Origin of the sequence: Paraburkholderia sp. JHI869 (assembly GCF_038900775.1) — a bacterium.
In the GTDB taxonomy this organism is placed as follows: domain Bacteria; phylum Pseudomonadota; class Gammaproteobacteria; order Burkholderiales; family Burkholderiaceae; genus Paraburkholderia.
Genome location: NZ_JAYMSC010000001.1, coordinates 597,414 through 620,397, shown reverse-complemented (window position 1 = coordinate 620,397; position 22,984 = coordinate 597,414). Strand labels below are relative to the sequence as shown.

The 22,984-nt window shown below is 61.4% G+C and carries 16 protein-coding genes; 4 read left to right on the top strand and 12 right to left on the bottom strand.

What is annotated here, in order from left to right:
• The first annotated feature begins 41 nt into the window (after window positions 1–41).
• From VSR72_RS02845 to VSR72_RS02830, 4 genes are all read left to right on the top strand, one after another.
• Window positions 42–899: a M15 family metallopeptidase gene (locus VSR72_RS02845; RefSeq protein WP_342950884.1), complete on the top strand. Its 858-nt coding sequence runs from the start codon at window positions 42–44 to the stop codon at window positions 897–899.
• A 131-nt stretch (window positions 900–1,030) separates the two neighbouring features.
• Entirely contained in the window at window positions 1,031–4,882 is a 3,852-nt protein-coding gene (gene tssM / locus VSR72_RS02840) for a type VI secretion system membrane subunit TssM (RefSeq protein ID WP_342950883.1), read from the top strand.
• Window positions 4,879–5,889: a type VI secretion system-associated protein TagF gene (tagF, locus tag VSR72_RS02835; RefSeq protein ID WP_342950882.1), complete on the top strand. Its 1,011-nt coding sequence runs from the start codon at window positions 4,879–4,881 to the stop codon at window positions 5,887–5,889. The genes tssM and tagF overlap by 4 nt, the downstream gene beginning before the upstream one ends.
• 28 nt (window positions 5,890–5,917) lie before the next feature.
• Window positions 5,918–6,820, top strand: a complete 903-nt coding sequence (locus tag VSR72_RS02830; RefSeq protein ID WP_342951004.1) for an OmpA family protein — start codon at window positions 5,918–5,920, stop codon at window positions 6,818–6,820.
• Window positions 6,821–6,858: 38 nt separating this feature from the next.
• Here the strand turns inward: VSR72_RS02830 and VSR72_RS02825 are convergent, their stop codons facing one another.
• The 12 genes from VSR72_RS02825 to tssC all read right to left on the bottom strand — a co-directional run bounded on the left by VSR72_RS02825 (window position 6,859) and on the right by tssC (window position 22,971).
• Window positions 6,859–7,224: a hypothetical protein gene (locus VSR72_RS02825; RefSeq protein WP_342950881.1), complete on the bottom strand. Its 366-nt coding sequence runs from the start codon at window positions 7,222–7,224 to the stop codon at window positions 6,859–6,861.
• A gap of 328 nt (window positions 7,225–7,552) precedes the next feature.
• Window positions 7,553–7,837: a PAAR domain-containing protein gene (locus tag VSR72_RS02820; RefSeq protein WP_342950880.1), complete on the bottom strand. Its 285-nt coding sequence runs from the start codon at window positions 7,835–7,837 to the stop codon at window positions 7,553–7,555.
• A gap of 92 nt (window positions 7,838–7,929) precedes the next feature.
• Window positions 7,930–8,586: a hypothetical protein gene (locus VSR72_RS02815; protein ID WP_342950879.1), complete on the bottom strand. Its 657-nt coding sequence runs from the start codon at window positions 8,584–8,586 to the stop codon at window positions 7,930–7,932.
• Window positions 8,561–10,930 carry a hypothetical protein gene (locus VSR72_RS02810; protein WP_342950878.1) on the bottom strand — a complete coding sequence of 790 codons (2,370 nt, stop codon included), beginning with the start codon at window positions 10,928–10,930 and terminating at the stop codon, window positions 8,561–8,563. The genes VSR72_RS02815 and VSR72_RS02810 overlap by 26 nt, the downstream gene beginning before the upstream one ends.
• A 5-nt stretch (window positions 10,931–10,935) precedes the next feature.
• Window positions 10,936–13,461, bottom strand: coding sequence for a type VI secretion system Vgr family protein (locus VSR72_RS02805; protein ID WP_342950877.1), 2,526 nt, complete (start codon window positions 13,459–13,461; stop codon window positions 10,936–10,938).
• Window positions 13,462–13,512: 51 nt separating this feature from the next.
• Window positions 13,513–14,637, bottom strand: a complete 1,125-nt coding sequence (gene tssA / locus VSR72_RS02800; RefSeq protein WP_342950876.1) for a type VI secretion system protein TssA — start codon at window positions 14,635–14,637, stop codon at window positions 13,513–13,515.
• Window positions 14,638–14,639: 2 nt separating this feature from the next.
• Entirely contained in the window at window positions 14,640–17,300 is a 2,661-nt protein-coding gene (tssH, locus tag VSR72_RS02795; protein ID WP_342950875.1) for a type VI secretion system ATPase TssH, read from the bottom strand.
• Window positions 17,301–17,331: 31 nt separating this feature from the next.
• Window positions 17,332–18,417, bottom strand: a complete 1,086-nt coding sequence (tssG, locus tag VSR72_RS02790; RefSeq protein ID WP_342950874.1) for a type VI secretion system baseplate subunit TssG — start codon at window positions 18,415–18,417, stop codon at window positions 17,332–17,334.
• Window positions 18,381–20,219, bottom strand: coding sequence for a type VI secretion system baseplate subunit TssF (gene tssF / locus VSR72_RS02785; protein WP_342950873.1), 1,839 nt, complete (start codon window positions 20,217–20,219; stop codon window positions 18,381–18,383). Before tssF ends, tssG begins: the two co-directional genes overlap by 37 nt.
• Window positions 20,220–20,287: 68 nt before the next feature.
• Window positions 20,288–20,767 carry a type VI secretion system baseplate subunit TssE gene (gene tssE, locus VSR72_RS02780; RefSeq protein ID WP_342950872.1) on the bottom strand — a complete coding sequence of 160 codons (480 nt, stop codon included), beginning with the start codon at window positions 20,765–20,767 and terminating at the stop codon, window positions 20,288–20,290.
• A 78-nt stretch (window positions 20,768–20,845) separates the two neighbouring features.
• Complete coding sequence (locus VSR72_RS02775) at window positions 20,846–21,349, bottom strand: type VI secretion system tube protein Hcp (protein WP_342950871.1); 504 nt, start codon at window positions 21,347–21,349, stop codon at window positions 20,846–20,848.
• A gap of 128 nt (window positions 21,350–21,477) precedes the next feature.
• Window positions 21,478–22,971 (bottom strand): type VI secretion system contractile sheath large subunit, encoded by a 1,494-nt coding sequence (gene tssC / locus VSR72_RS02770; protein ID WP_342950870.1) that lies wholly within the window; start codon window positions 22,969–22,971, stop codon window positions 21,478–21,480.
• Window positions 22,972–22,984: the final 13 nt, after the last annotated feature.

Below are 22,984 nucleotides of genomic sequence, written 5' to 3'. Positions count from 1 at the left end.
CAAGCATTACAAAAAACAATTGCCACTACGCGGGTTCGCTTTTGGTCGCCATTGCTCTTGTCGTCTATTTTGCCATTGCCGTACCGCTGGCCGCACTATTGCTGCTGCCTGCCGTACGTGCGTCGATTTTCAGCACGTTATTCGAATTGCATAATGTAATTATGCGTCGCGCTTCAACAAGCGCTACTCAAGCCCGGAGTCAGTTCTTTAAGTCGGCAAAAATTTCTCATTTGAGAATGGCCGATATGAAAAATATACTCATCAAGCGCCGCTTGCTGATTTTCATTACCGCAGGTATTCTTGCGACGCCGCCGCTGATTGCAATTACATTGCGCGGTCATCAGTTATTTCAATACGATGACACGCCCCGAGTGCCGGACGAAAAAATCGCTGCCTTGCTCAACGGCGAGCAGCTGGTTCCACCGCCGCCGCTGCCTCCCGAGGTGTTCGCCACCAAGGAGGTCGAGCAGGTGCGGCCCGCGCTGCACGACGCAAGCCGCGACTGGAATTTGCTGGACGCCGATTTCCGCACGCGGCTATTGCTCGTCTACAAAATCATGCGCGAGCAATACGGTTATGAAATGGCATTGCTGGAGGGTTACCGCAGCCCCGAGCGGCAAAACAGGCTTGCGCAAATGGGCGGTAATGTGACAAACGCGGCAGCTTTCCAAAGCTATCACCAATATGGACTCGCGGCCGATAACGCATTTCTGCGTGACGGCAAGCTCGTCATTTCAGAAAAAGATCCCTGGGCGATGCGCGGCTATCAGTTATACGGTCAAGTGGCCGAGCAGGTTGGCCTGACCTGGGGCGGACGCTGGAAATTGATGGACCTGGGCCACGTCGAATATCACAAACCCGGCTTCGTTCTGGGCCGCGCGCCAGCAAGCGTTAAATGAGGCGCAGCGGGAAATAAATGGGGAGTTTATGGGGCGTTCATTCATTCTGCCGGGCGGCAAAAGCGCTTGCTGCGTGAGCACACCGCACACCACCACACACAGCACCCAAGGCACCAGGACCTGAACGGCTTATGCAACGCTTTTTCAACGTGTTGATCAACACGCGCACGCTCTCCGTGGTCGGCGTCATTGCGCTCACGGCCGCATTGTTCATCGCCGCCGACGCACTGCAAATCAGCCCCGTCTGGCCCGCCGCCATACTCGGCGCACTATTCGCGATCTGGTTCGCATTCTGGCTCTGGCGCCGCGCGCGCGTGCGGCGCGCGAACCACAAGCTCGGCGACATGCTCGAGCAGCAGGCGCAGACCGACAACGGCGCTCCCGCATCCGCACCCGCCAGGCAAGCGGAGCTCGATGTGCTGCGCACCCGGCTCGTCGATGCCGTCAAGACCATCAAGACTTCGAAGATCGGCCAGCTTTCGGGCGGCTCGGCGCTGTATGAATTGCCGTGGTACATCGTCATCGGCAATCCGGCGGCCGGCAAGAGCAGCGCCGTGCTGAACTCGGGCCTGCAGTTCCCTTTCGCTGACAAACACGACGCCGTCGTGCACGGCATCGGCGGCACGCGCAACTGCGACTGGTTCTTCACGACCGAAGGCATTCTGCTCGATACCGCGGGCCGCTATTCGGTCCACGAGGAAGACCGCAGCGAATGGCTCGGCTTTCTCGGCCTCCTCAAGCGCCATCGTCCGAAGGCGCCGATCAACGGCATCATCGTCACCGCGAGCATTGCGGAACTCACGGGCAACCGCCCCGAGTTCGCCATCAATCTCGCGAAAAATCTGCGCCAGCGCGTGCAGGAACTGACCGAGAAGCTCGAAGTGTTCGCGCCCGTGTACGTGATGTTCACGAAAGCCGACCTCATCACCGGCTTCACCGAATTCTTCAGCAGCAACGACCGCCAGGAGTACGACCGCGTGTGGGGCGCCACCCTGCCCTACGAGCCGGACGAGAAGCGCGATATCGTCGCGCTGTTCGACGAGCGTTTCGAGGAGCTTTACGAAGGCCTCAAGGAAATCAGCATCGCGCAGATGTCGCTTAGCCGCGGCAAGCAGCTAACGCCTGGACAACTGAGCTTCCCGCTCGAATTCTCGGCGATCAAACCCGCGCTGCGGGCGTTCCTCGCCACGCTGTTCGAAAACAACCCGTTCCAGTACAAGCCGATCTTCCGCGGCTTCTATTTCACGAGCGCGCTGCAGGAAGGCGAAACGAGCAGCGCCGCCGCACAGCGCATCGCGAACCGCTTCGTGCTTTCGGCCGAGGGCCTGCCCAAGCCGCATAGCGCGTTCTCGAAGAACGGCTTCTTCCTGCGCGACCTGTTCTCCAAGGTGATCTTCGCGGACCGGCAAACGGTGAAGCAGTTCGCGAGCCCCGCCAAAACGCGACTGCGCTACGCCACGTTCTTCGGATTCGTCGCGGTGCTCGCGCTCGCGCTGGGTGGCTGGACGTGGTCCACCATCGGCAACCAGCAGCTCGTGGCGAACGTGCAGGCCGATCTCGACAACGTCGAGCGCCTCCAGCAGAACCGCAACGACCTGCAGTCGCGCCTGCAGGCCATGGACATTCTCGAAGACCGCATCGAGCAGCTCGAGCAGTTCCGCCGCGACCGGCCGCTCGCCGTCTCGCTCGGCCTTTACCAGGGCGACCGGCTCGAACAGCATCTGCTTCAGGAGTATTACAGCGGCGTGCGGCAGATCATGCTCACGCCCGTCTCGCAGAATCTCGCCTCGTTCCTCAAGGACGTGGACGCGCATCCCGAACTGCTCGCGCCGATGTCGCACACGCCCGATTCGGGCGCGATTCCCGTCTCGGCGCACACGGCAATGGCTGGTGCGAGCCAGGGCGGTCTGTATAGCGCCGCCTCGCCCACAAGCGTCGAAGACGCCTACAACGCGCTCAAAACTTACCTGATGCTCTCCGACAAGCGTCACGTCGAGGCCGCGCACCTCACCGACCAGATCGCGCGCTTCTGGCGCGGCTGGCTCGAAACGAATCGCGGCAACATGCCTCGCGACGAGATGATCCGCAGCGCGGAGCGCATGATCACGTTCTACCTCGCACGCGTGTCCGACGACGACTGGCCGATGGTCGACGCAAATCTCGCGCTAGTCGACCAAACGCGCGAAAACCTGCGCCACGTGGTGCGCGGCATGCCGGCACGCCAGCGCGTGTACGAAGAGATCAAGGCGCGCGCCTCCACGCGATTCGCGCCGATGACGGTCGCGCGCATCGTCGGCGACACGAATACCTCGCTGATTGCGGGCAGTTATGCCATTTCTGGCACCTTCACGCGCGAGGCATGGTTCCAGTACGTGCAGCCCGCCATCCGCGACGCCGCGACGAAGGAACTGCAAGCGAAGGACTGGGTGCTCAACACCTCGGCGCAGGACGATCTCACGCTCGAAGGCAGCCCCGAGCAGATCCAGAAGGCGCTGGTGTCGATGTACAAGACCGAGTACGCGCAGAACTGGCAGAAGTTCATGCAGGGCATTGCCGTGCAGGACTTCGGCACGTTCGGCCAAGCTGTCGATGCGATGAACCGCCTGGGCGACCCGCAGGATTCGCCGATCCGCAAGATCCTCGAGACTGCGTACGACCAGACCTCGTGGGACAACCCGTCGCTTGCGAGCGTGAGCATCAAGCGCGCGGAAAGCGGCGTGACGGGCTGGGTCAAGCAATGGTTCTCGCGCATGTCGGGCAACACCGCGACAGCCAATCTCGACCTCAACGGCAATCCGGTCGAACCGACGATGGGCCCGATCGGCCAGGCGTTCGCGGGTCTGGGCCGCATGGTCGTGACGCACGACAACGCGTCGCTGCTCGGCGGCTATATGGACTCGCTCTCCAAGGTGCGCACGCGTCTTAACGTGATCAAGAACCAGGGCGACCCGGGGCCCGGCGCGCGCCAGCTCATGCAGCAAACGCTGGATGGCAACGGCTCCGAACTCTCCGATTCGCTCAAGTTCGTCGACGAGCAGATGCTCACCGGTCTGACCGACCCGCAGAAGAAGGCCCTGCGCCCGCTGCTCGTGCGCCCGCTCATGCAGGCCTATGCCGTGGTGATCCAGCCGGCGAGCGTGGAAGTGAACAAGGTATGGAATGCACAGGTATACCAACCATTCCAGGCCTCACTTGCGAACAAGTATCCGTTTGCGGGCAGCGCGAAAGTCGAGGCCGGATCGACCGAAATCGCCCAGATGTTCGGGCCGGACGGCGCGATCTCGAAGTTCGTGGGCACGACGCTCGGGCCGCTCGCCGTGCGCCGCGGTGACACGCTCTCCGCGCGCACCTGGGGCGACATGGGCCTCACGCTCTCGCCTGACTTCACGAGCGGCTTTGCACGCTGGGTGGCGCCGCTTGCAGGCGGCGCAGCGGGCGCGGGACAAGGCTCGTCCGAGCCGCAGACCGTGTTCCAGATCCTGCCGCAGCCGTCCACCGGCACGACCGAGTACACGATCGCTATCGACGGCCAGCAACTGCGCTACCGCAACACGCCGCCGCAATGGACGAACTTCGTCTGGCCCAATCCGCAGGGCGCGCCGGGCGCGACGCTCTCGGCCACCACGTTCGACGGCCGCACGATCCAGTTCGTCAACGAGCCGGGCCGTTTCGGTCTGGAGAAACTCATCAACTCGGCGCAGCGCACGCGCCATCCGGACGGCACGTTCGACCTCGCGTGGACGCAGGGCAACGTGACGGTGTCGGTGAGCATGCGCATCGTCAGCACCTCGCAGCCCACGGCCGCGAGCGGCAACGCGCCCCAGCAGCAGGGCTTGAGCGGCGTGCAACTGCCCTCGTCGATCGCGAGCGTCGGGACGGTGAACAATCCGGCAGCGACTACGACTGGCGCGAGCGCAGCACCCGCCGCCGTGGCCGCAGCGACGACTGCGGCCCCCACCCAGCAAGGAGGTACCGCGCAATGACGCAGTCCGTTCAGGCGCAGATCGCGTACTTCGGCAAGATTCCGTCACGCGGCGACTTCGTCAAGAGTGCTCACAATCCGCAGTTGCTGCAAACGCTCGACCGCTGGATCGCGCAAGCGATGGAACTACTCGCCGACGATCCGCGCTGGAAGATCGTCTACGGCGAAGCGCAGCCCATGCACTTCGCGTTTCTCGGCTCGCAGAGCAAGCTTGCCATCGCGGGGCACATGGTGGCGAGCCAGGACCAGTCTTCGCGGCGCTTTCCGTTTCTCGCGGCCACGGCGCTCGAAGTCGAGCAGCCGCTCGCCTTTCTCGCGCGCAGCCCGCTCGCGTTCGCGCGGCTGTGGTCGCGCGCCGCGCAGCAGATGCAGCCGCTGCTTGGCGCTAGCGAACCGGCGGGCGCGCTGCACGCGCTCGGCGAAACCCAGGTGAGCGTGGACGTGGGCGGCGTGGGCAACCCGCATGATGGCACCTTCAACGACTTCGTCGAACACCAGACGCTCGAAGGCCTGGAGCGCATGCTGCTCGCGAGCGGCCATCCTGTGCGCCTGCGCGGCGCGATGCTCGCGCTCGGCTCGCTGTTGCGGCCCGTGATGACGAGCGGCTCCTCGCATCTGGAGCGCGGCCTCACGCTGCCGCTGCCGACCGATCCGTTCTACCGCAGCCTCGTGGCTGCGTTCTGGCTGGAGCTGATTGCGCCGTTCGTTTCGAAGGCGGACTTCGAGCTTGCGATCTTCATCGGCACCATCGCGCAGCGCGAGCGGCTGATCGTCGGCTTCAACGGCGCCTCGGCCCGGACCCTGCACAGCGTGGTCGATCCGCAAACCTACGCCGCCCACAACATCGATATCGACGATCCCGAATGGGTCGACGGTCACGCACAAAGCGACCATGGCATCAGCAAACTCGTCAGCTACCTCGATCAGCCGCAACTGTCGCTGCGGCTTGCGATCGATACGTTCCAGGAAGCGTTCGTTGGGGAGGCTGGCAATGCGCGGCGCGGATAAACAGGCTTGGAGTCATGTGCGCACGGCGATGACTGCGGCGCTCGTGGCCGGTTTGTTCGGGCTCGTGGGCGCGCACGCATGGGCCGATGATGCGAGCCCTGCTCGCGTCACGCCTGTGAACAACAGCGGCGCGCAGGTCAGCACGACCGAGCTGCCTTCCGCGAATACGGTGGCCTCTGCTGCCGCAACAGCGCCCCGCTCGTCCGCCACATCCACGCCCGCGCCCGTCGATACGGTGCCGGGCCAGGTTGTGGCAGGCGGCAAAGTGCCCGACGAAGCCACGCACGCGGCCGTGCTCGCGCGCCTGCGCGAGACCTATGGTGCGGCCAACGTCGTGGATCAGATCGAAGTGGGCGACGTTGCGACGCCGCCCAACTGGTCGGACAACGTGCAGAAGCTGCTCAATGTACAGCTCAAACAGATCCACAAAGGACAACTGAAGATCGACGGCACGCAGATCGACGTGCGCGGCGAGGTGGGCAACGAGGCCGCACGCCAGCAGATCGCGAGCGATATGGCCACCGCGCTCAATCCCACTTACACGATCCGCAACGGGCTACGTGTGAGCGCGTCTGAACAGGGCCTGCTCGATCAGACGCTCGCGAATCGCACGATCGAATTCGAAACGGGCAGCGCGACGCTCACGCCGCAAGGCCGCTCGATTCTCGACCAGATGGCGGTTGTGCTCGTGAAGATGAACACGCGTACCGTAGCGATCATCGGGCATACGGACAATTCGGGCAATCGCGCGTCGAATATCGCGCTGAGTCAGGCGCGTGCTGATGCTGTTAAGGGCTACCTCGTCGGCAAGGGGATCTCGCCGCAACAGATGACGGCGACGGGCGTGGGCCCCGATCAGCCGATCGCTTCGAATGACACGAACGACGGGCGGGCGCGGAATCGGCGGATCGAGTTTCGGGCGGGGTTGTAGGCGGCTCAGGCGGCGCGCGACCTGAATGGATGCGTGCGTCAATTCTTGTTGCACGCATCCATCGAGAACGGTGGCACGTAAGTTGGATCGTAAGATACGAAGTTTTTACTCGCGATATCAAGAACGTCGATGGAGGATACCGAGGAGACAACGAGGTATTTTCCGTCCGCGCTGAAGTCCGCGAAATAGATCCCTGCTCCATAGGTTCGCGTGAGCCCTTTCTTCGTTCCACCGCCGATCGCATAGAGCGTGAGGAACGTAGCCTGAGCATTCTTCGGCTCTATCCTCAATGGTTGCCCGTACAGCACCAGATACTTGCCGTCGGGGCTGAATTTCCCACCTTCCACTTGATGATCGATCCTGGCGCTTACAGCGCTCCCGTTTTTCCCAACGACGGAAATCATGCCCGGCTGGACTACATCGACGCGGGATGAAGTATCACACGAGACGACCGCTTCGCCAGCACGTGCAATCCCGCACGTAACGAGAGCGTCCCTGGTGAATTGATCAAGTACCGCTCTTGCCAATTCTCACAGGCACTTCGTGAAAGCAGGTGCCGATAAGCTGCTTATTTTTAGCGTCTGCCTGTAAGCAAGGAATTACGCTCAGCTTGTTGTTTAAATGATAGAGTCCGTCGATACCATCTGAACGGTCAAACGTACATTAGTTTTCTTGCAGGCGTCCATTGAGAACGGGGTTGCGTAAGTCAGTTACACCGGCAATGGTGGAGCATTACGCGTCGATGGCCATGGACTGCTGCGAAGCCACAAGCTTCGGCGGCGGATCACATTTGCAGATGCACAGATCATCGCTCAATGCCGCGCGCCGACCATCCGGCGCTGTCATCTGATGAGTTTCGTCGCATCTGATTTTCCCCGTGGTATCACATGCGGGGCATTGTACATCGTCACCTTCGTGGGCAATGTCGCGACCCTCGAATTGGACTGTGGTTGGTGCAGCAACCACCGTTCCGTTAACTGCGGTCTTATCGCCGCTGAGGATCAAGTAGCGTCTCATAGGATTCGAATTACTTTCTAGCGCATCCGGATTCACTTATGAATGACGTGTCCACGCGCTTTTTGTTCCTTGCGACATGGACTCCGCCCTCGTTATTTAGCCTGCTTGAATAAAGCATTGCAGGCTTCGGGATCGACAAACACCCGCTTATTTTTAGCGATATCCCAAACACCCGGATATGCATCGTTGCTGCAGTCTATTTGACCGCCAGGCGCGACATAGCGGCCATCAGGCGAGATAGTTGAAGAACCCGCATCGCCTGATGCCGAGAACGCTGTCTTCTTCAGCTGATTGACGCTCTTCCCCGCTATATATGCGCCATCCAGGTTCACCAGATTATTCTTGCTCCCGATCCTTGCAACCGTTGCAAGGTATGTCATTGGCTGCGTGCTGACGAAATCAAGGGAAACATAGACAGCCTTTGATACGTTGATATCCGACAGAAATCCAACACCCTTTGGAATCTCAGCGACGTGCAGAGGGTTCCCCGCCTGACAATTCTCTAGATCAGACATCAGTACGTAGCCGCGCTCCGACACGATGACGGCTTGGCCATCCGCGCTCTCCACCGCATACGCTGGCGTAGCATCGAGAGCACAATGTATATTCTTTCCATTCAATGATGCATCAATGAACTTCCCGTTAATTGATAGATTCTCGTCTGCACAAATTTCCTTCGAAGAAATCGCAGACGCAATCGCGAGAGAAAGAATAATCAGTGAATTAAGACAAAATATCTTTCGCAACACGTGTATCCTCCCATCTATTTCTGTCCGCCAACAATGCACCATTAATTGCTCGCGTAACACTCTGAGAAATCGCAAATTCAGCCATTTTCCCCGAGTCGCTTGTTGCAGATTCTGCGTTGTCCGCATCAATCGCTTTTGCAACACCGGGTCGCTCACAACGTAAATAAAATCCACCACTGTCAATACAGTTCTCCGGAAGCGCCACTCTCTGCGGACTGTCGATCACCGCCGGCCTCCGCGTCATGCTACTTCTGTGGCGTGCATGATACGCCGGGTCATCCCACCAATTTCTGGTGAAATCGGATTCCGACAACCATCCCCTAAAGAGCCAGTAGTCCGCGTAGTTGCTTCTTCCCGTCAGTTGCTTGAATCCACGGCCTCTAAATTTTTGTGCATCCTCGAAATCGCAATTCCCCAATTTCCAGTCGTACGAACCCGTAATATACCCACCGTGGCTGTTGTATTTTTTGGAGCGGAACCAAGCATCATCTTCAGCAGGGGTCGCTCCGTACCAATGCCCCAAGCCCGACTCCGCTACCGTAGACGCGGGATTTTCGGCTGTTCCATGAAAGCCTGTCGTATCGAGTTGCCCAAGCATACTCGTTTCTTGCATTGACGCCAGCCATCCGCTCTCAACGGCCCCTTGTCCAAGGAAATGCGCCAGCCTTACCGGCGAGGTCAACCCATACTTTCGCACAGCAAGGTTCAAAGGCACAAGGTACGTCGACCGCAGCTGGGGAGCCTGCGAACGTTTGTGTCTGCTATATCTGCTATCCGAATAGATTTGCTCGAATTCCTTCATGCTCAACCAGCCACACCCGCGGAAGGTGCGAATGAATTGCAGCGGGTGGAAGAACCAGAGCTTGCCATCGGGGAGTCCAGTCTTATCCCAAAACTGGAATTTTTCCAGCAGTGTGAGGAACTCACCGTAGCCATCCGGATTCGTTTGCTGCTGCTTGCCGTAGAAGCCATCGGGTTCGTTTAACTTCGCGTATCGAGTGGCATTGTGTGTCTTGCTCCATTCCGTTGGAGCCTCGCAAACTAACCTTCGCAGTTTTGCCTGAACCGACCTGTTACCCTTAACGTAGTCGCTCAACACGTCTTCGTCCTCGTATTCCTTCGCGTCAGCGGACTTCGGCTGGACATCGCCGAGGATCTTCTGCAGTTCGTCGATATCGCATATGCCATCGTCACTGTAGGGCGTGTTGCCCTCACTGATTTTCTCCCAGCCCATAAAGAGCGGGAAATCGGCATCCGACAGCTTGACAACAGAATCTGGGCTAATGTCAATGTAGCCTTCCTTCCCAGCTGCAAACGTCACCCGCGTCCAGGTAACGCGCCCTGCGCCAGCCGGTAGCGTCGGCTGAGGCGACAGAATACGGCCGAAGCGAAGCAGTTCGTAACCATCGCTCGGGCAACTCGGATATAGACCCTTCGCCCTGTGGTAAAGATCATATTCATATCCCTGCTCTCGTACGGGTTGCGAAGTGATCAGAGTTCGCGTGCCATCCGGCGAGACGGTCCATACGCTCGTGAATTTGTCGCCTTTATAAAACCACGCTTCCACGTGCAACGCATATCCGTCGTTCGCTCCGTCCTCCAACGGGACAAATTCCACGCCGTTAAGCGAATATACGATCCCGCCGTGGGGCTTGTGGCGGCTAGCGGTGCCGTCGGGCAGTTTCTTGAACGCCTGGCCGGCCGGAATGATGAAGTAGCTATGCCCCCAGTAGTCAGTGCTACCTGGCGTAGTGGGCTGCTTGTCGTCGAGTTTCGTTCTGCCGAAGTAAGTATTGAAGTCGGCCGGCAGCATGAAGATTTCGAAATGGATATGCCGCTGACCATGGCAGGCTCCCGGCAAACCGAGTACGTCTTTCCGGTACACCTTCAGTGTGCTGCTGCCCGCAACCCCTTCATCAGGCGTGGCCTTCTGCAGGAATTTCGGCAACGCCTGGACCATGGACGCTGCCCCGGCAGCCCCGTAACTGTCCAGGTCCAACAGATGCATATAAAGGGAGTAGAACGTGATGGACCGGCCGTCACCTGTGTCGGTGTGATGTTTGAGCAGCACGAAGCCCGGATTGCTGTCGAGCGTCCCCGCACCTCCGTCGATCGCCTTCTGACTCACACGATACGCGACAACTTCTCCGTCGGCGATCGCGCGCACGGGGTCGCCTTTGTTCTCTGGCATAAGGTGCACACCGGTATGCCAGCGCCGATCAAACGCGATCGGATAGACTCCGTGTGCAAGCTCTAATGCATTTACCGCTGTCGTTAGCGGATCGTCGTCCGGGCCGGCGTTGTCGGTCACACCTGCAAGCAGGAAGGGGGGGCTGATGATCATCGTTCTTATCGTGACAGGTTGTAGACGTTGCTGATTTTCAGATCGCCCTGAGGAAGCGATGGCAGCGGCGTATCGAGGCTCGCAGGACCTTCGAAGGAATGCGAGGCTGCCTTGACCGTAAATTTACCCGGACAGCGAATTTCGACATTGCCGTTCTCGATCGTGATACTGGCGCCTCCGCTCGTCACTACCACCTTCTGGCTCGCCGCAACCAGCACATCCTGCCCCGCGCTCGTCACCCGCAATTGCTTTTCCGAGATCAGATCCATCCCGTCGCTCTGTGCCTGTATCTCGACCTTCCCTTTCGCCGCAAAAAGCTTCATGCCGGCATTCTGCACGAACAGGCTAATTTTCTCCGCCACACTGACGATCAACGATTTTCCAGATGCGACATGCGTGCTTTGCCCGCTGACCAGATTCAGGTGCTGGTCGGCCGTGACGCGCGTCGACTTCTCCGAGGAAATGCCTACGCCGGACGGGCTGGCCAACAATATCAGCGGCTCCTGGAACGCATTTGCGCTTCCGGTCCCTCCTCCTGCGGTGCGCCCGCCGCTCGAGGACGCGGATACGGTATGTTGCGCCGCCGACGAGTATTGTTTGAGCGAGTCGAGTTCAGCCTGCAGATCTTCGGCATTGCGCTGTCTGGCTGCATCGGAGAGACCCTTGGTCACGTTCTCGGCACGCGCGAGCTGTTGCTGTGCACTGGCAGTATCAAAGGGTTGGCTTCCCGACGAGGTAGTGTGCGTCGTCACAAACAGCCCTTTGTTCGCTCTCACTGCACCGTATGAATCTGTGCGCAGATCGAAACCCGAGCCGAGGTACGAACCGCGCGTGTTACCGCTCTGATCGACCAGATACCCCAAGTGAAGCAGACTATTGCCAGTACTGCTGAACAACTTCGCACGATTCTGCCCCGTCGCATCGTCGAGAACCATTTCGTTGAAGCCGGACCCCGAATACTCCTTCGACCGATAGCCCGAAAGAATACCGTTGCTGTGCCACTGCGGCTGGGCACTTCCGTTGTACACACGATGCAGAACGATGGGCCTGTCGCAGTCGCCGCCCACATACCCGATCAGCACTTCCTCGCCAACTCTGGGAACATGAACACTCCCGTATCCGCCCCCCGTATCCGACTGTGCGACCCGCACCCAGCACGAGGCGCCCGCATCGCCTGAGTTCTGCCGGTCCCAGATGAACATCACCTTCACACGGTTCAGTTCGTCCGTGTAGACCTCTTCGCCCTGCGGCCCCACGACGATACCCGTCTCCAGGTGCATCTCCGGCTTTGTGTGCTCGAACGGGCTACGGTACGGAACCGTCACGCGCTGCGCCTCGACCTCGACCAGATAGAAGCCCGTGGAGCCGTCCTCCTGGGTAACGGTTTCTCCCGTGTATGCGGCCTTGGCCCGCGCCAGCTCGTTCTGCAAGCTATGAGGAAAGCTCGCTTCGTGATCCGAAAGCGGCAGATTGTTCTCGATGTACCGGCGCACCATGATCGCCGCGAATTCGCGCTGGCTCGCCGGGTCGTGATCATGCTCGGGGTGACCGGTCAGTTCGAAGCGCAGGCCAGCATCGATACCGCGTACGCCGCCGGCAGCGTAAAAGCGCTTCGCACGCGACTCCCACTCTTCTAGATGAACCTTCGAAAGCTGCTCGCCGCGGCTCTGGTCCGAGAAGGTGTACGCGCCGGTGTATTCATAAACCTCGGTCTGCTCAGGCAGGTCGCCCTGACCGGCCATCGTCGGCAGCGTTGTCCCTTTGGGATTGACCGCCGAAGACGGCGCCTTGTAGTCGAACGTGCGCGTGGTGTGCACTGTGCTCTGCAAGGTGCGCGTGCCCGACCACTGCGTGAAGGCATCCGTTTCGCTGCCAGCGCCCGACCGGTAGAACGTAACCGGATTGGGCGACACCTCATCGAGCGAGTGGATGTCGTCGGTCACGACCAGCGTATGGGATTTGCCGTCCTTCGCCTGCCGCCAGAATCCGAACAGACCTTCTTCCTCCATCAGCCGGTGGACAAAGTTCCAGTCAGTTTCGCTCTGGCGACAATACGAGCGTTGCGGCAGCGGCTTGCTCAAGGCGAACTGGAACTGGCCTCTTGCCTGCGGATGCTGGTTGAATACGTCCGTGATGATGGCGTCGGCACTCTTGTCCTGCCAGTACCGCATGTCGCTGCGGAACCGGAGAAAGTGCATCCACGAGGCATAGGTCAATTGATAACTGGAAAAGCTGCCGTCCGCACCGAGCCTTCGAGCCGTATGAATATAGCCGTTCACCGGAAGGTAGGACTTGTCCGCCTGCTGAATCCACAGCGTCATCGGCTGCGCAATCAGCTTCTTGAGCTCGATGTCTCCTGCCGTGGATACCATGTCGAGCGTGCCATTGAAATCTCGCCCAAGATCGGAATAAAGCACTGCCCTGCGCGGCACAAGCGCACTATCCGGCAATGCTGGAATATCTGTTTTGATCAGGCGGTCCTGCTGGATCAAACCGCCCTGAATGATCTGGACCAGTTCAGTCAGGTTCATGCCAATTCCATATTGTTGTCTTCGCAGGCCAGCTCGACGCGCTCACCACGCTCAACCCGCATCATCCGTCTTCACACCCAGCATCTCGCGAATCTGCGCGAGCGTGCCCTCGTCTTTCACCACGGTCGAAAGCCACTTATGCAGCGGCATTTCCGCCCACTCGGCCGCCTTATCCGCGAGATAGGCGGCGGGGCTATGCGGCTCGGTGTCGCGAAAGAAAACCGCCACCGCGCGCAGTTGCGCAACGGCTTCAGCACGGCTCTGTATGCCCGCGTGCGAGCGGACCAGCATTTGAATCGGATCCGCCATGGTGTCCTCAACGGGCAAAGGTGTCTTGAAGCTCGGCTCCGCGCGTTCGACCATCGCAGGTGAACCGGCAGGCTGCGCGACAAGCTCCGGAGCCTCTGCCTGAAGGTTCACACCCACGTCACGCGCGAACCGCTGCGCGAGTCCGTACACGCTCTCGCAGGCTTCCCGCGCCTGGCGGAAGCTCGGCGCGTCGTCGCCGGCTCGGGCTTCGAGCGCCTCGTCGAGCGCCGCGAGCGCCGCTTCGAACGTATTCAGTTGTGCGAGCAGCGTTCGATAGAATGAAGCCGGCGTGGCGCGCTTCGAGGCGTCGATTTGCTCCACCGAAGGCTTGCCGCGCGCAATGTCGTCCGCGTGATCGGGGTCGCGCTTGACGGCCTGCGCGACATGCATCGCGACATCCCAGTCGATCGCGCTGAACGCCACGCCAGACTGCGTGAGCGGCACCGAACGCAGCAACTCCGCCGTGCGGCCCGCGAGCCACGCAATGTTGCCGAGACGGTACTCGGTATCGTCGCCTTCGGGCAGCGGATGCACCTGTTCCCAATACTGCTCGACAAGTCCGGTCAAGAGCCCATAGCCCTGGGTGAGTCCCGGCACGCCCTCCTGAATGGCGAGCGCTTCGGTAAGCCAAACGGCGAGCCGCAAATCCTTCGTCTGTGTACGCAGCAACGCCGTGCAGCGCTCGACAACGAAGGGCCAGTCGGCTTCCTTGATTTCGGTGATCCACTCGCCCTGATCGAGCGACGGGTCGTCGAAGCGGCGTGCATGCTGGATCGCATCGAAATCCACCGAAAACAGCAAGTCGGCGCCGCAGGGCGACGCTTCGTTAATGGGCGCAAGCAGCGCGGTCGTGTCAGTCGTGGTCATGGTCATTGCACCGTGTATTCGAACTCGCCGGCATCATCGGCGCGCACGCTCACGCGCGAGAGCGACGTGCCCTGCGCGATGCGCTCCAGAATCTGCTGCGCGAGTTCCGGCAGGAGCGTTCCGTTCAGAATGTGATCGACGTTTCGTGCGCCCGAATCGACTTCAGTGCATCGCGCGAGCACTGCATCGACGAGCGACTCGTCCCATTCGAACGCGGCACCGTGGTTCGTTTCGACGCGGCGGCGAATGCGTTCCAGCTTCAAGTCGATGATTTCCGCAAGCACGTCGTCGGAAATCGGGTAATACGGCACGACTTTCATACGTCCGAGGAAAGCGGGCTTGAATGTCTTGTACAGTTGCGGGCGCAACAGTTCTGCCAGCGCCTGTGCATCTGGCAGTTCTTCAGCGGGCCTGTTCAGGCAGGCTTGCATGACCGCTGCAGAACCCACGTTCGACGTGAGGATGATGAGCGTGTTGCGAAAATCGATCGCACGGCCCTCGGCATCATCCATCGTGCCTTTGTCGAACACCTGGAAGAACATTTCCAGCACGTCGGGATGGGCCTTTTCCACTTCGTCGAGCAGCACGACCGAATACGGATTGCGGCGCACGGCCTCGGTCAACACGCCGCCCTCGCCGTAACCCACATAGCCAGGCGGCGAGCCCTTCAGGCCCGACACGCTGTGCGCCTCCTGATACTCGCTCATGTTGATCGTGACGAGCTTGCGCTCGCCGCCGTAGAGAATGTCGGCCAATGCGAGCGCCGTTTCCGTCTTGCCCACGCCAGACGGCCCCACGAACATGAACACGCCGCGCGGCTTGTTCGGGTCCTCCAGATTCGCGCCCGCCGTGCGCACGCGCTGCGCGATGGCTTCGAGCGCGTGATCCTGTCCGATCACGCGCTCGGCAAGTAACGGATGAAGATTCAGCATGGTATGGATTTCGTCCTTTACCATGCGACCAAGCGGAATGCCCGTCCAGGAAGCGACGATTTCGGCCACCACGTGCGCGTCGACCTGCAGCGGCACCATCGGCGTGTTCTGCTGCAGCGCGTGCAGCCGCTCGATGAGCGACGGCAACAATTCACGTGCGGCATCGGCTTCGCGCATTCGTTCGGATGACGTACTGTCCTCGCGAGCCGTGTCGATCTGGCCGCGCAGTTGCGTAATGCGCGCCACGAGTTCGCGCTCCTCAGCGTGGCGCGCTTCGTTTTCGGCAAGCTCGCGCCCGGCAAGGTCGCGCGCCTCGCGCAGCGCGGCGAGTCGCTCGTCGTGCGCGGCGCCATGCACGGCCTCACGTTCGAGCGAAGCAATCTCGGCCTCGACGCGCTCGATGCGCTTTTTACCGTCATCGATCGCACCCGGCGTCGCGCCTTGCGCGAGCGCCACCCTGGCGCATGCGGTGTCGAGCACGCTCACGGCCTTGTCGGGCAATTGCCGCGCACTGATGTAGCGATGCGAAAGCCGCACGGCCTCCGTGATCGCCTCATCCAGAATGCGCACGTCGAAGTGGCGCTCCATGAGCCCCACCATGCCGCGCAGCATGGCCGCCGCGAGCGTTTCGTCCGGTTCCTCGATTTTGACCACCTGAAAGCGCCGCGCCAGCGCCGCATCTTTTTCGAAGTAGCGCTTGTATTCGCTCCATGTCGTCGCGGCGATGGTACGCAGTTCGCCTCGCGCGAGCGCGGGCTTGAGCAGGTTCGCCGCGTCGTTCTGGCCCGCCTGACCGCCCGCGCCGATGATGGTATGCGCCTCGTCGATAAAGAGCACGATGGGCTGCGGGCTTTTCTTCACCTCGTCGATCACGCTCTTCAGGCGGTTCTCGAACTCGCCCTTCACGCTCGCGCCGGCCTGCAGCAACCCCATGTCGAGCACACGCAGCGCGACGCCGCACAGCGCCTGCGGCACGTCGCCCGCGGCGATGCGCAGTGCGAGCCCCTCCACCACCGCAGTCTTGCCTACGCCCGGCTCGCCCGTGAGGATCGGGTTATTCTGGCGGCGGCGCATCAGAATATCGATCGTTTGGCGGATTTCCGCTTCGCGCCCGATGACCGGGTCGACGTATCCTTCGCGCGCACGCTGGGTCAGGTCGGTCGTGTAAGTGTCGAGCGCGGGCGTTTTCGACGGCACGGCACTCGTTGCGCCCGCAGCGTCATCTCCTTCTTCCTGCGCGCTTTCGCGCGGCTCGGCCTCAACCGAACCTTGCGTCACTTCATCGAAGCGATGCTTGAGTTCGGCAACAGGTACCTCCGCGAAGCGCGCCGACATGCGCTGCGCGAACTGCGCAAGATCGGGTGCGCTCAGGAGCGCGAGCAACAGATGACCGGAGCGGATGCGCCCGATCTGCGAGTCGAGCGAAGCGATCAGCCAGGCTTGCTCGAACAGCGCGATCAAATGCGGCGAGAATACAGGTGTGCGTGTATTGCCCGTCTTGAGGCGTTGCAGTTCGCGCTCCAGATCCGCGCGCAGCGCATGTGCGTCGACGCGTGACGCGCGCAACACGCACGCGAGGTCGCTGGCCGGTTCTTCGAGCAGCGCAAGCAGCACATGCTCGAGGTCCACTTCATAGTGTCCGCGAGAAAGGCACGCACTCGCCGCGCGCTCGGTGACTAGCCGGCAGGTCGTGTTCAGCTTCGCGATCAGGGTTTTCAGGGGCGTGCTCATGTCGTGCAGTCCGGCCTCAGGTCTCGTGTGTTCAATGAATGACGTGCAGTTCGTAGCGCGCGTCGCGGCGGTCGCGCTCGGCTGCGTGCGTGCACAGGAAAGCGTCCCAGCCGAGACGCGCTCCCGCGCCCAGGCGGCTAGGCCCGACTTCCTCGCGACGCAGCACCAGCAACACCTCGTATTCGAGCGTCACGCGCGCGAGCAGCGTGAGCATGCGTTCGAGTGCGAGCGCGTTTTCCGCGCCAGGCAGGAAGGACTCATAGTCGGCCTTCGAAAGCGGCCCGATCACGAGGCGCGCGCGCATGTCGCGTTGCCAGACGCGCTCGCCCGCGAGCGCCGTTGCGCCGAGCATGACATTGCGCTGCCCGAGCATGGAAAGCTGGTCGGGCGGCACGTCGTACCACTTGCCCACGAACTGCTCGACCCGCACGGGCACGCCAAAATAATCGGAGAGCGTCTGCCGCAGATACGCGGCGGAAACCGGCTGATGACGCGCGGCCACGGCATGACCCGCGATCGCCTCGTCGAACAGTGCGCCGCCGCCATTCTGCATGCTCTCGCGAGACGTGTCGTTGGCCACGCCCGCGAGCGCGAGCAGCAACGGCAAGTAACGTTCATCGCGATCGAGTTCGTAGTGCAACGGCAGCCGGTACTTTTTCCACGCCGAATAGAACAGCGCCGTGGCGCGATTCGAGAACACGTCGAAGAACTCGCGCGCGGCGCGGTCTCGCCGCAATTGCTCACGCGCGACGATCTGCTCCGTATAGTTCAGCGGCAGCGCGCCTTGGGCGCCCAGCAGCCCGAAGAACGCGGGCGTGAGATCCACGCGTTCGAGTTCGCCCATATCGAGCGCGGCCGCGCGTTGGTCGGCATCGGCAAGCGGTGCGCCAGCCGCGTCGTAAGACACGGCGCCCGCGATTTCGCTGGCCGGAAACGCAAGCGACAACGAATTGCGAAAGCCGATGCGCTGCGGGAGCACGTCGCGCTGCCGCGCGCCGGCCTTGTCGACGAACCAGCGCTCGAGCAGACGCACCGCCTGGAAAAATCCAAAGCGGTGCGGTTCTTCGAGCAGCCGCTCGATTACGCCAGAATCGATTCGCCGCTGCGGGGACTGCATCGCATGATCTCCTCGCCGGTGCGCCGCGAGACGACGACCAGTTGCACGAAGCTGTTGATGTGCACGTAAAGCCCGAAAAACACGTCGATGACGCGCACGAACGTTCCGAGGCTGGTGCCGACGAAGTGATCCTCGTCGACGGTGAGGCGGATCTCGATGCCGCGCACGAAGGTCGCGAACGGCTTGCCGGGCAGCCATTGCACGGCGGCGCGCTGCTCGACGTCGACGATTCCGTCCACGTGCCGCGCCGACACCGCCGTGCGCCGCAGGTCATAGAGCGCGAGCATTTCCTTGAGCGCAGTGGCGCCGTGGTTCGCAAGCGAAACATGGTTGAGCGCGAGATGCGAAATGAGCCGCCAGTGCGCAGCCTGGCGGCGCTCGAAACGCACGCATGGCGTGGGCCGCATCAGGAGCGCAATGCTGCTCGTCATCGAGCCGCCTTCCAGAAACAAATCGCCGCCATCGAGTCCGGTCGCGAGCGCCGTGGGCAAATCGCGGTTGGTGCAAGTCAGGTCGAGGCTCAATGTTTCGTTCTGCTCGGCATCTACTTCGAAGTCAATATCGACGATCGAGATTTCGGTTTCGTAGCCGGGACTCTTTTGCGCGACCGCCTCGTCGCGCCGGGCGAACCAGTAGTGACCGGCGCGCATCGATTCGCCATGCCGCAGCGAATAGAAAGGCCTGAACTCGACGACCGATTCTTCATGCGCGCGTTGCCGCACCAGTTGCACGGAGTCGATCGAATACACCTCATAGGCGAACGCGCGCCGCCCCTCTGCCACGACGGGATACGAGACCGCTTGATGATCGAGGCGAATCGGCTCGCCGTGCTGCTTGAAGAGGTTCACGACGGGCGTGCAGAAAAGCCGCAGGTGGTGCGCCGCGAGCGCGTCGAGCAGGCGCGCCACGTGCGAGTCGCCGCGCACGTCCTTGAGCACAATGTGCAGCGTCAGACGATGGCAGCGCCCCGCCGCCGCGGTCATCGCGGCGAGGTCGAAGTCGACGAAATCGAACTTGTCTGGAAACGCGAAATACTCTGTGAGCAGGCGGTACGCCGGGTGCGATTTCGCCGGATAGTCGATCAGCGCGTCGGCCTCATCGAAGCCCGCCTGCGCGAACGGCAGCGCGGAAAGCGCGCGCCAGCGGCCATTGCGCTCGGGCTCGGCGTAGGCGGCAATCGCATGAACGAGCAGGCAGTCGCCGAGCGCCGCGATGAACGACTGCTCGCCGTGCAGATACGTGCGCAGTGCGCCGCTTCTCCATGCAGAGAGATCGAACTGCGGCGAGGTCGATTCGAACGTAATCGACATGACGCCCGTTGCGTTCGGCGGCAGAACGGTCGCGCTCGGTGCGATCGCCGCCGGAACGTAGCGCGCCTCCGAAATGCGGATCGGCGCGAGCGTTACGTCATAGGCGGTGCGAAAGCGGCATTGCACGCCACGCAGCGGGCGCGACTTGAGTTCGGTGCCGCGCTCGACCACGGCCGGCTCCGTGAGATTGCCGGACGCGCCTGCAGCGCCGAACTGTACGATCGAGCACGAGGGAAACGGGCGCAGATAGTGCGGGTACAGCACCTCCAGCAGCGCCTCGGTGAACTCCGGATAGTCGTCGTCGAGTCGCTTGTTGATGCGCGCACCGAGCAACGCAAACGACTCGATCATCCGCTCGACGTGCGGGTCCTCGCAATGCTCCCCCGTCATCGCGAGGCGGCCCGCGATCTTCGGGTAGCGCTGGGCGAATTCGCGCGAATAACGCCGCAGGAACGACAATTCGCGCTCGTAGTACGGCAACAACTCTTCCATCGGTACGCTCCCGCCCCCAAAACCGCCTTTATGTCATGTCAGGTCGCGCGCCGCAGCCCGCGGCAGCGTCATGCTTTTGCGCGTGCGCGCGTGACCGAATACTGCAGCGTGGAAGGCTGCAGCATCGCGTCGAAACTCACCGGCTCTTGCGCCGGATGCACCACGAGCAGCGCCTGAATCGCAAAGTACAGCGCATTGGTCGAGCGCTCGTTCAGTTCGAGCGTTACCGTGACGCGCTGTAGACGCGGTTCGTGCCGCTCGATCGCCTGCTGGATCGACTTGCAGATGAACGCGCGATCGTAGTGGCTCGCGAGGCTCAAGCCCGCGAAGTCGTTCAGCCCATAGGTCAGGATCGAACGGCGGCATTCGGGCAACATCGCAAGTTCGTGCTCGGTGAACGCGATGCGCGAGTTCAAGATGGACTCCAGATCGCGCGCGACGCTCCCCTTGAGCTCTTCGATCGAAAACTGCCGCACTGCCGCCGGTGCCGGCGAGTGCGGGTCGTCGTCGAAGAGCTTGTCCAGCAGTCCTGGCTCGAAACGCTTCATGAGTTCAATTTGAGTCGATCAGCCAGTGCATCCGGTGCAGGCGGCGAGCGCAATCGCGCGCCGCCTTTGCCCGGTTTGTTAGACCGCGTAGGTCTTGTCGTTCTTCGTGAGGCTCCATGCGCCTTGCGCATTGCCGCCCTGATTGCCGCCGATCTTCTGCTGCGTGTACTTCCACTGCACGGCCGCGTACTTCAGCGAGAACTGCTCAGTGGGCAGACCAACGCCCACGACTTCCGGCGTGATGCTCGAAATGATCACGTACTTGAGCTTGATTTCGAGGTACTTGATGCGGTTGCCCTCGCCGTCAGAGCGCATGAAGTCGATCGTGACTTCGTCGAAGGTCGTGCCGCCCGAAGCGTGCTGATATAGCAGCGGGCTCACGACGTCGATGTCCTTCAGGAAGCGCATGTCGGCGTGCTCGCAACGCTCGACCGTGTGACCGCCCGCCGTCGAGGCCGTGGCCGAACGCGGCTGCAGAATGGAGTGATTCCACGAATCGATTTCGATCCAGCCCGCGTGGTCCTTGTCCTGCGACTCGCCCTTGATGGCCGGATTGCCGAATTTTAGATAGATGTCCTTCATAACGCCTCGACTCCCCAGAGTGGTGGTTTACGGTAGTTTTTAACGCGATCCCGGGGGCGATGCCCCGGGCTGCTTCTCAAAGCGATGCGCCCGATGGCGGACCGCTCGCGCTCAACTCATGCGCGCGCTTACGAATTTGCCGGCTTCGGCAGATCCGCCACGAGCCGCAGCGATATCGACAGCTCGTCGAGCTGGAAGTGCGGCCGCAGGAATGCAACCGACCGGTACGAACCCGGCTTGCCCGGAATCTCGCTGACCTGGATCGACGCCTCGCGCAACGGGAACTGCGCCTTTTGCTCCTGCGAGGCGTTGTCGTCTAGCAGCACGTACTGCGATATCCAACGATTCAGGAACACTTCGACGTTTTGTGCGGAAGCGAAGCTGCCGATCTTGTCGCGCATCATCGCCTTCAGATAGTGCGCCACGCGCGAGACCGAGAAGATGTATTGCAGCTGCGCCGAAAGCACAGCGTTCGCATTCGCGTTGTCGGTACTATATTTTTTGGGCTTCTGCACTGACTGTGCGGCAAAAAATGCGGCGTAGTCTGAGTTCTTGCAATGGACGAGCGGAATGAAGCCGAGGTCGCTCAGTTCCTTTTCGCGCCGATCGGTGATGGCGATTTCGGTCGGGCATTTCAGCGCGATTTCGCCGTCGTCGGTCTTGAAGGTGTGCGTGGGCAGGTCTTCCACGAGGCCGCCGCCTTCCACGCCGCGAATCGCCGCGCACCAGCCGAAGTCGTCGAACGCCGCGGTCAGGCGCGCCGCGAAAGCCCATGCCGCGTTACACCACAGGTATTTCGCGTGGTCGGTGCCGTCCACGTCCTCGACGAAGTTGAAGCCTTCCGCCGTCGCGCCATCTTTCGGATTGAACGGCAGGCGGCCGAGAAAGCGCGGCAGCGTGAGGCCCACGTAGCGCGAATCTTCCGCGTCGCGGAACGACTTCCATTTCGTGTATTCGACGGTGTCGAACACCTTGCCGAGATCGCGCGGCTTGCCGAGATCGGCGAACGACTCGAGCCCGAGCAGCTCGGGTGAGGCCGATGCGACGAAAGGCGCATGCGCCGCCGCCGCGACGTGCGACATCTGCTCGATGAAATACATGTCTTCCGGCTGGCGCGTCACTTCGTAGTCGCCGATCAGCGCACCGAACGGCGCGCCGCCGAACGTGCCGAACTCTTCCTCGTAGATCTTCTTGAAGAGCGCGCTCTGGTCGAATTCGACGGCGGTCTTGAAGTCGCGCACGATGTCGCGCTTGGGTGCGTGCAGCGCCTTGATCTTAATGGTCGAGCCGGTATTGCTTTCCTTGCACAGATACTCGAGGCCGCGCCATGTGCCTTCCAGCTTCTGGAATTCCGGCGCGTGCATCACGGCGCTCAGCTGCGCCGAGATCAGGCGGTCGAGTTCGGCCACGCGGGCATCGATCGTCGCGGAAAGATTGTTCGAGACGATCACGGTGCCGTCCAGCACCTGATGCACGAGTTCGCCGATCAAGTCTTTCGCGCGCGCGTGCTCAGATTCGGATTTGGCCACCTTGCTCTTTTCGACGATCTCGTCGAGCAACGACGGCGCGGCCTGGGCTTCTTCCAGGGCCGGTGCGCGCACTGCGCCAGTTTGCTGGTTCATGTCGATCTCCCTG

Bases quoted from the DNA above. Each gene is read 5' to 3' on its own strand.
- VSR72_RS02825 (WP_342950881.1), bottom strand. From the start codon at position 7,224: ATGATTTCCGTCGTTGGGAAAAACGGGAGCGCTGTAAGCGCCAGGATC.
- tssE (WP_342950872.1), bottom strand. From the start codon at position 20,767: ATGAAGCGTTTCGAGCCAGGACTGCTGGACAAGCTCTTCGACGACGAC.
- VSR72_RS02775 (WP_342950871.1), bottom strand. From the start codon at position 21,349: ATGAAGGACATCTATCTAAAATTCGGCAATCCGGCCATCAAGGGCGAG.
- VSR72_RS02820 (WP_342950880.1), bottom strand. From the start codon at position 7,837: ATGAGACGCTACTTGATCCTCAGCGGCGATAAGACCGCAGTTAACGGA.
- VSR72_RS02805 (WP_342950877.1), bottom strand. From the start codon at position 13,461: ATGAACCTGACTGAACTGGTCCAGATCATTCAGGGCGGTTTGATCCAG.
- tssM (WP_342950883.1), top strand. From the start codon at position 1,031: ATGCAACGCTTTTTCAACGTGTTGATCAACACGCGCACGCTCTCCGTG.
- tssA (WP_342950876.1), bottom strand. From the start codon at position 14,637: ATGACCACGACTGACACGACCGCGCTGCTTGCGCCCATTAACGAAGCG.
- tssH (WP_342950875.1), bottom strand. From the start codon at position 17,300: ATGAGCACGCCCCTGAAAACCCTGATCGCGAAGCTGAACACGACCTGC.
- VSR72_RS02810 (WP_342950878.1), bottom strand. From the start codon at position 10,930: ATGATCATCAGCCCCCCCTTCCTGCTTGCAGGTGTGACCGACAACGCC.
- tagF (WP_342950882.1), top strand. From the start codon at position 4,879: ATGACGCAGTCCGTTCAGGCGCAGATCGCGTACTTCGGCAAGATTCCG.
- tssF (WP_342950873.1), bottom strand. From the start codon at position 20,219: ATGGAAGAGTTGTTGCCGTACTACGAGCGCGAATTGTCGTTCCTGCGG.
- VSR72_RS02830 (WP_342951004.1), top strand. From the start codon at position 5,918: ATGACTGCGGCGCTCGTGGCCGGTTTGTTCGGGCTCGTGGGCGCGCAC.
- tssG (WP_342950874.1), bottom strand. From the start codon at position 18,417: ATGCAGTCCCCGCAGCGGCGAATCGATTCTGGCGTAATCGAGCGGCTG.
- tssC (WP_342950870.1), bottom strand. From the start codon at position 22,971: ATGAACCAGCAAACTGGCGCAGTGCGCGCACCGGCCCTGGAAGAAGCC.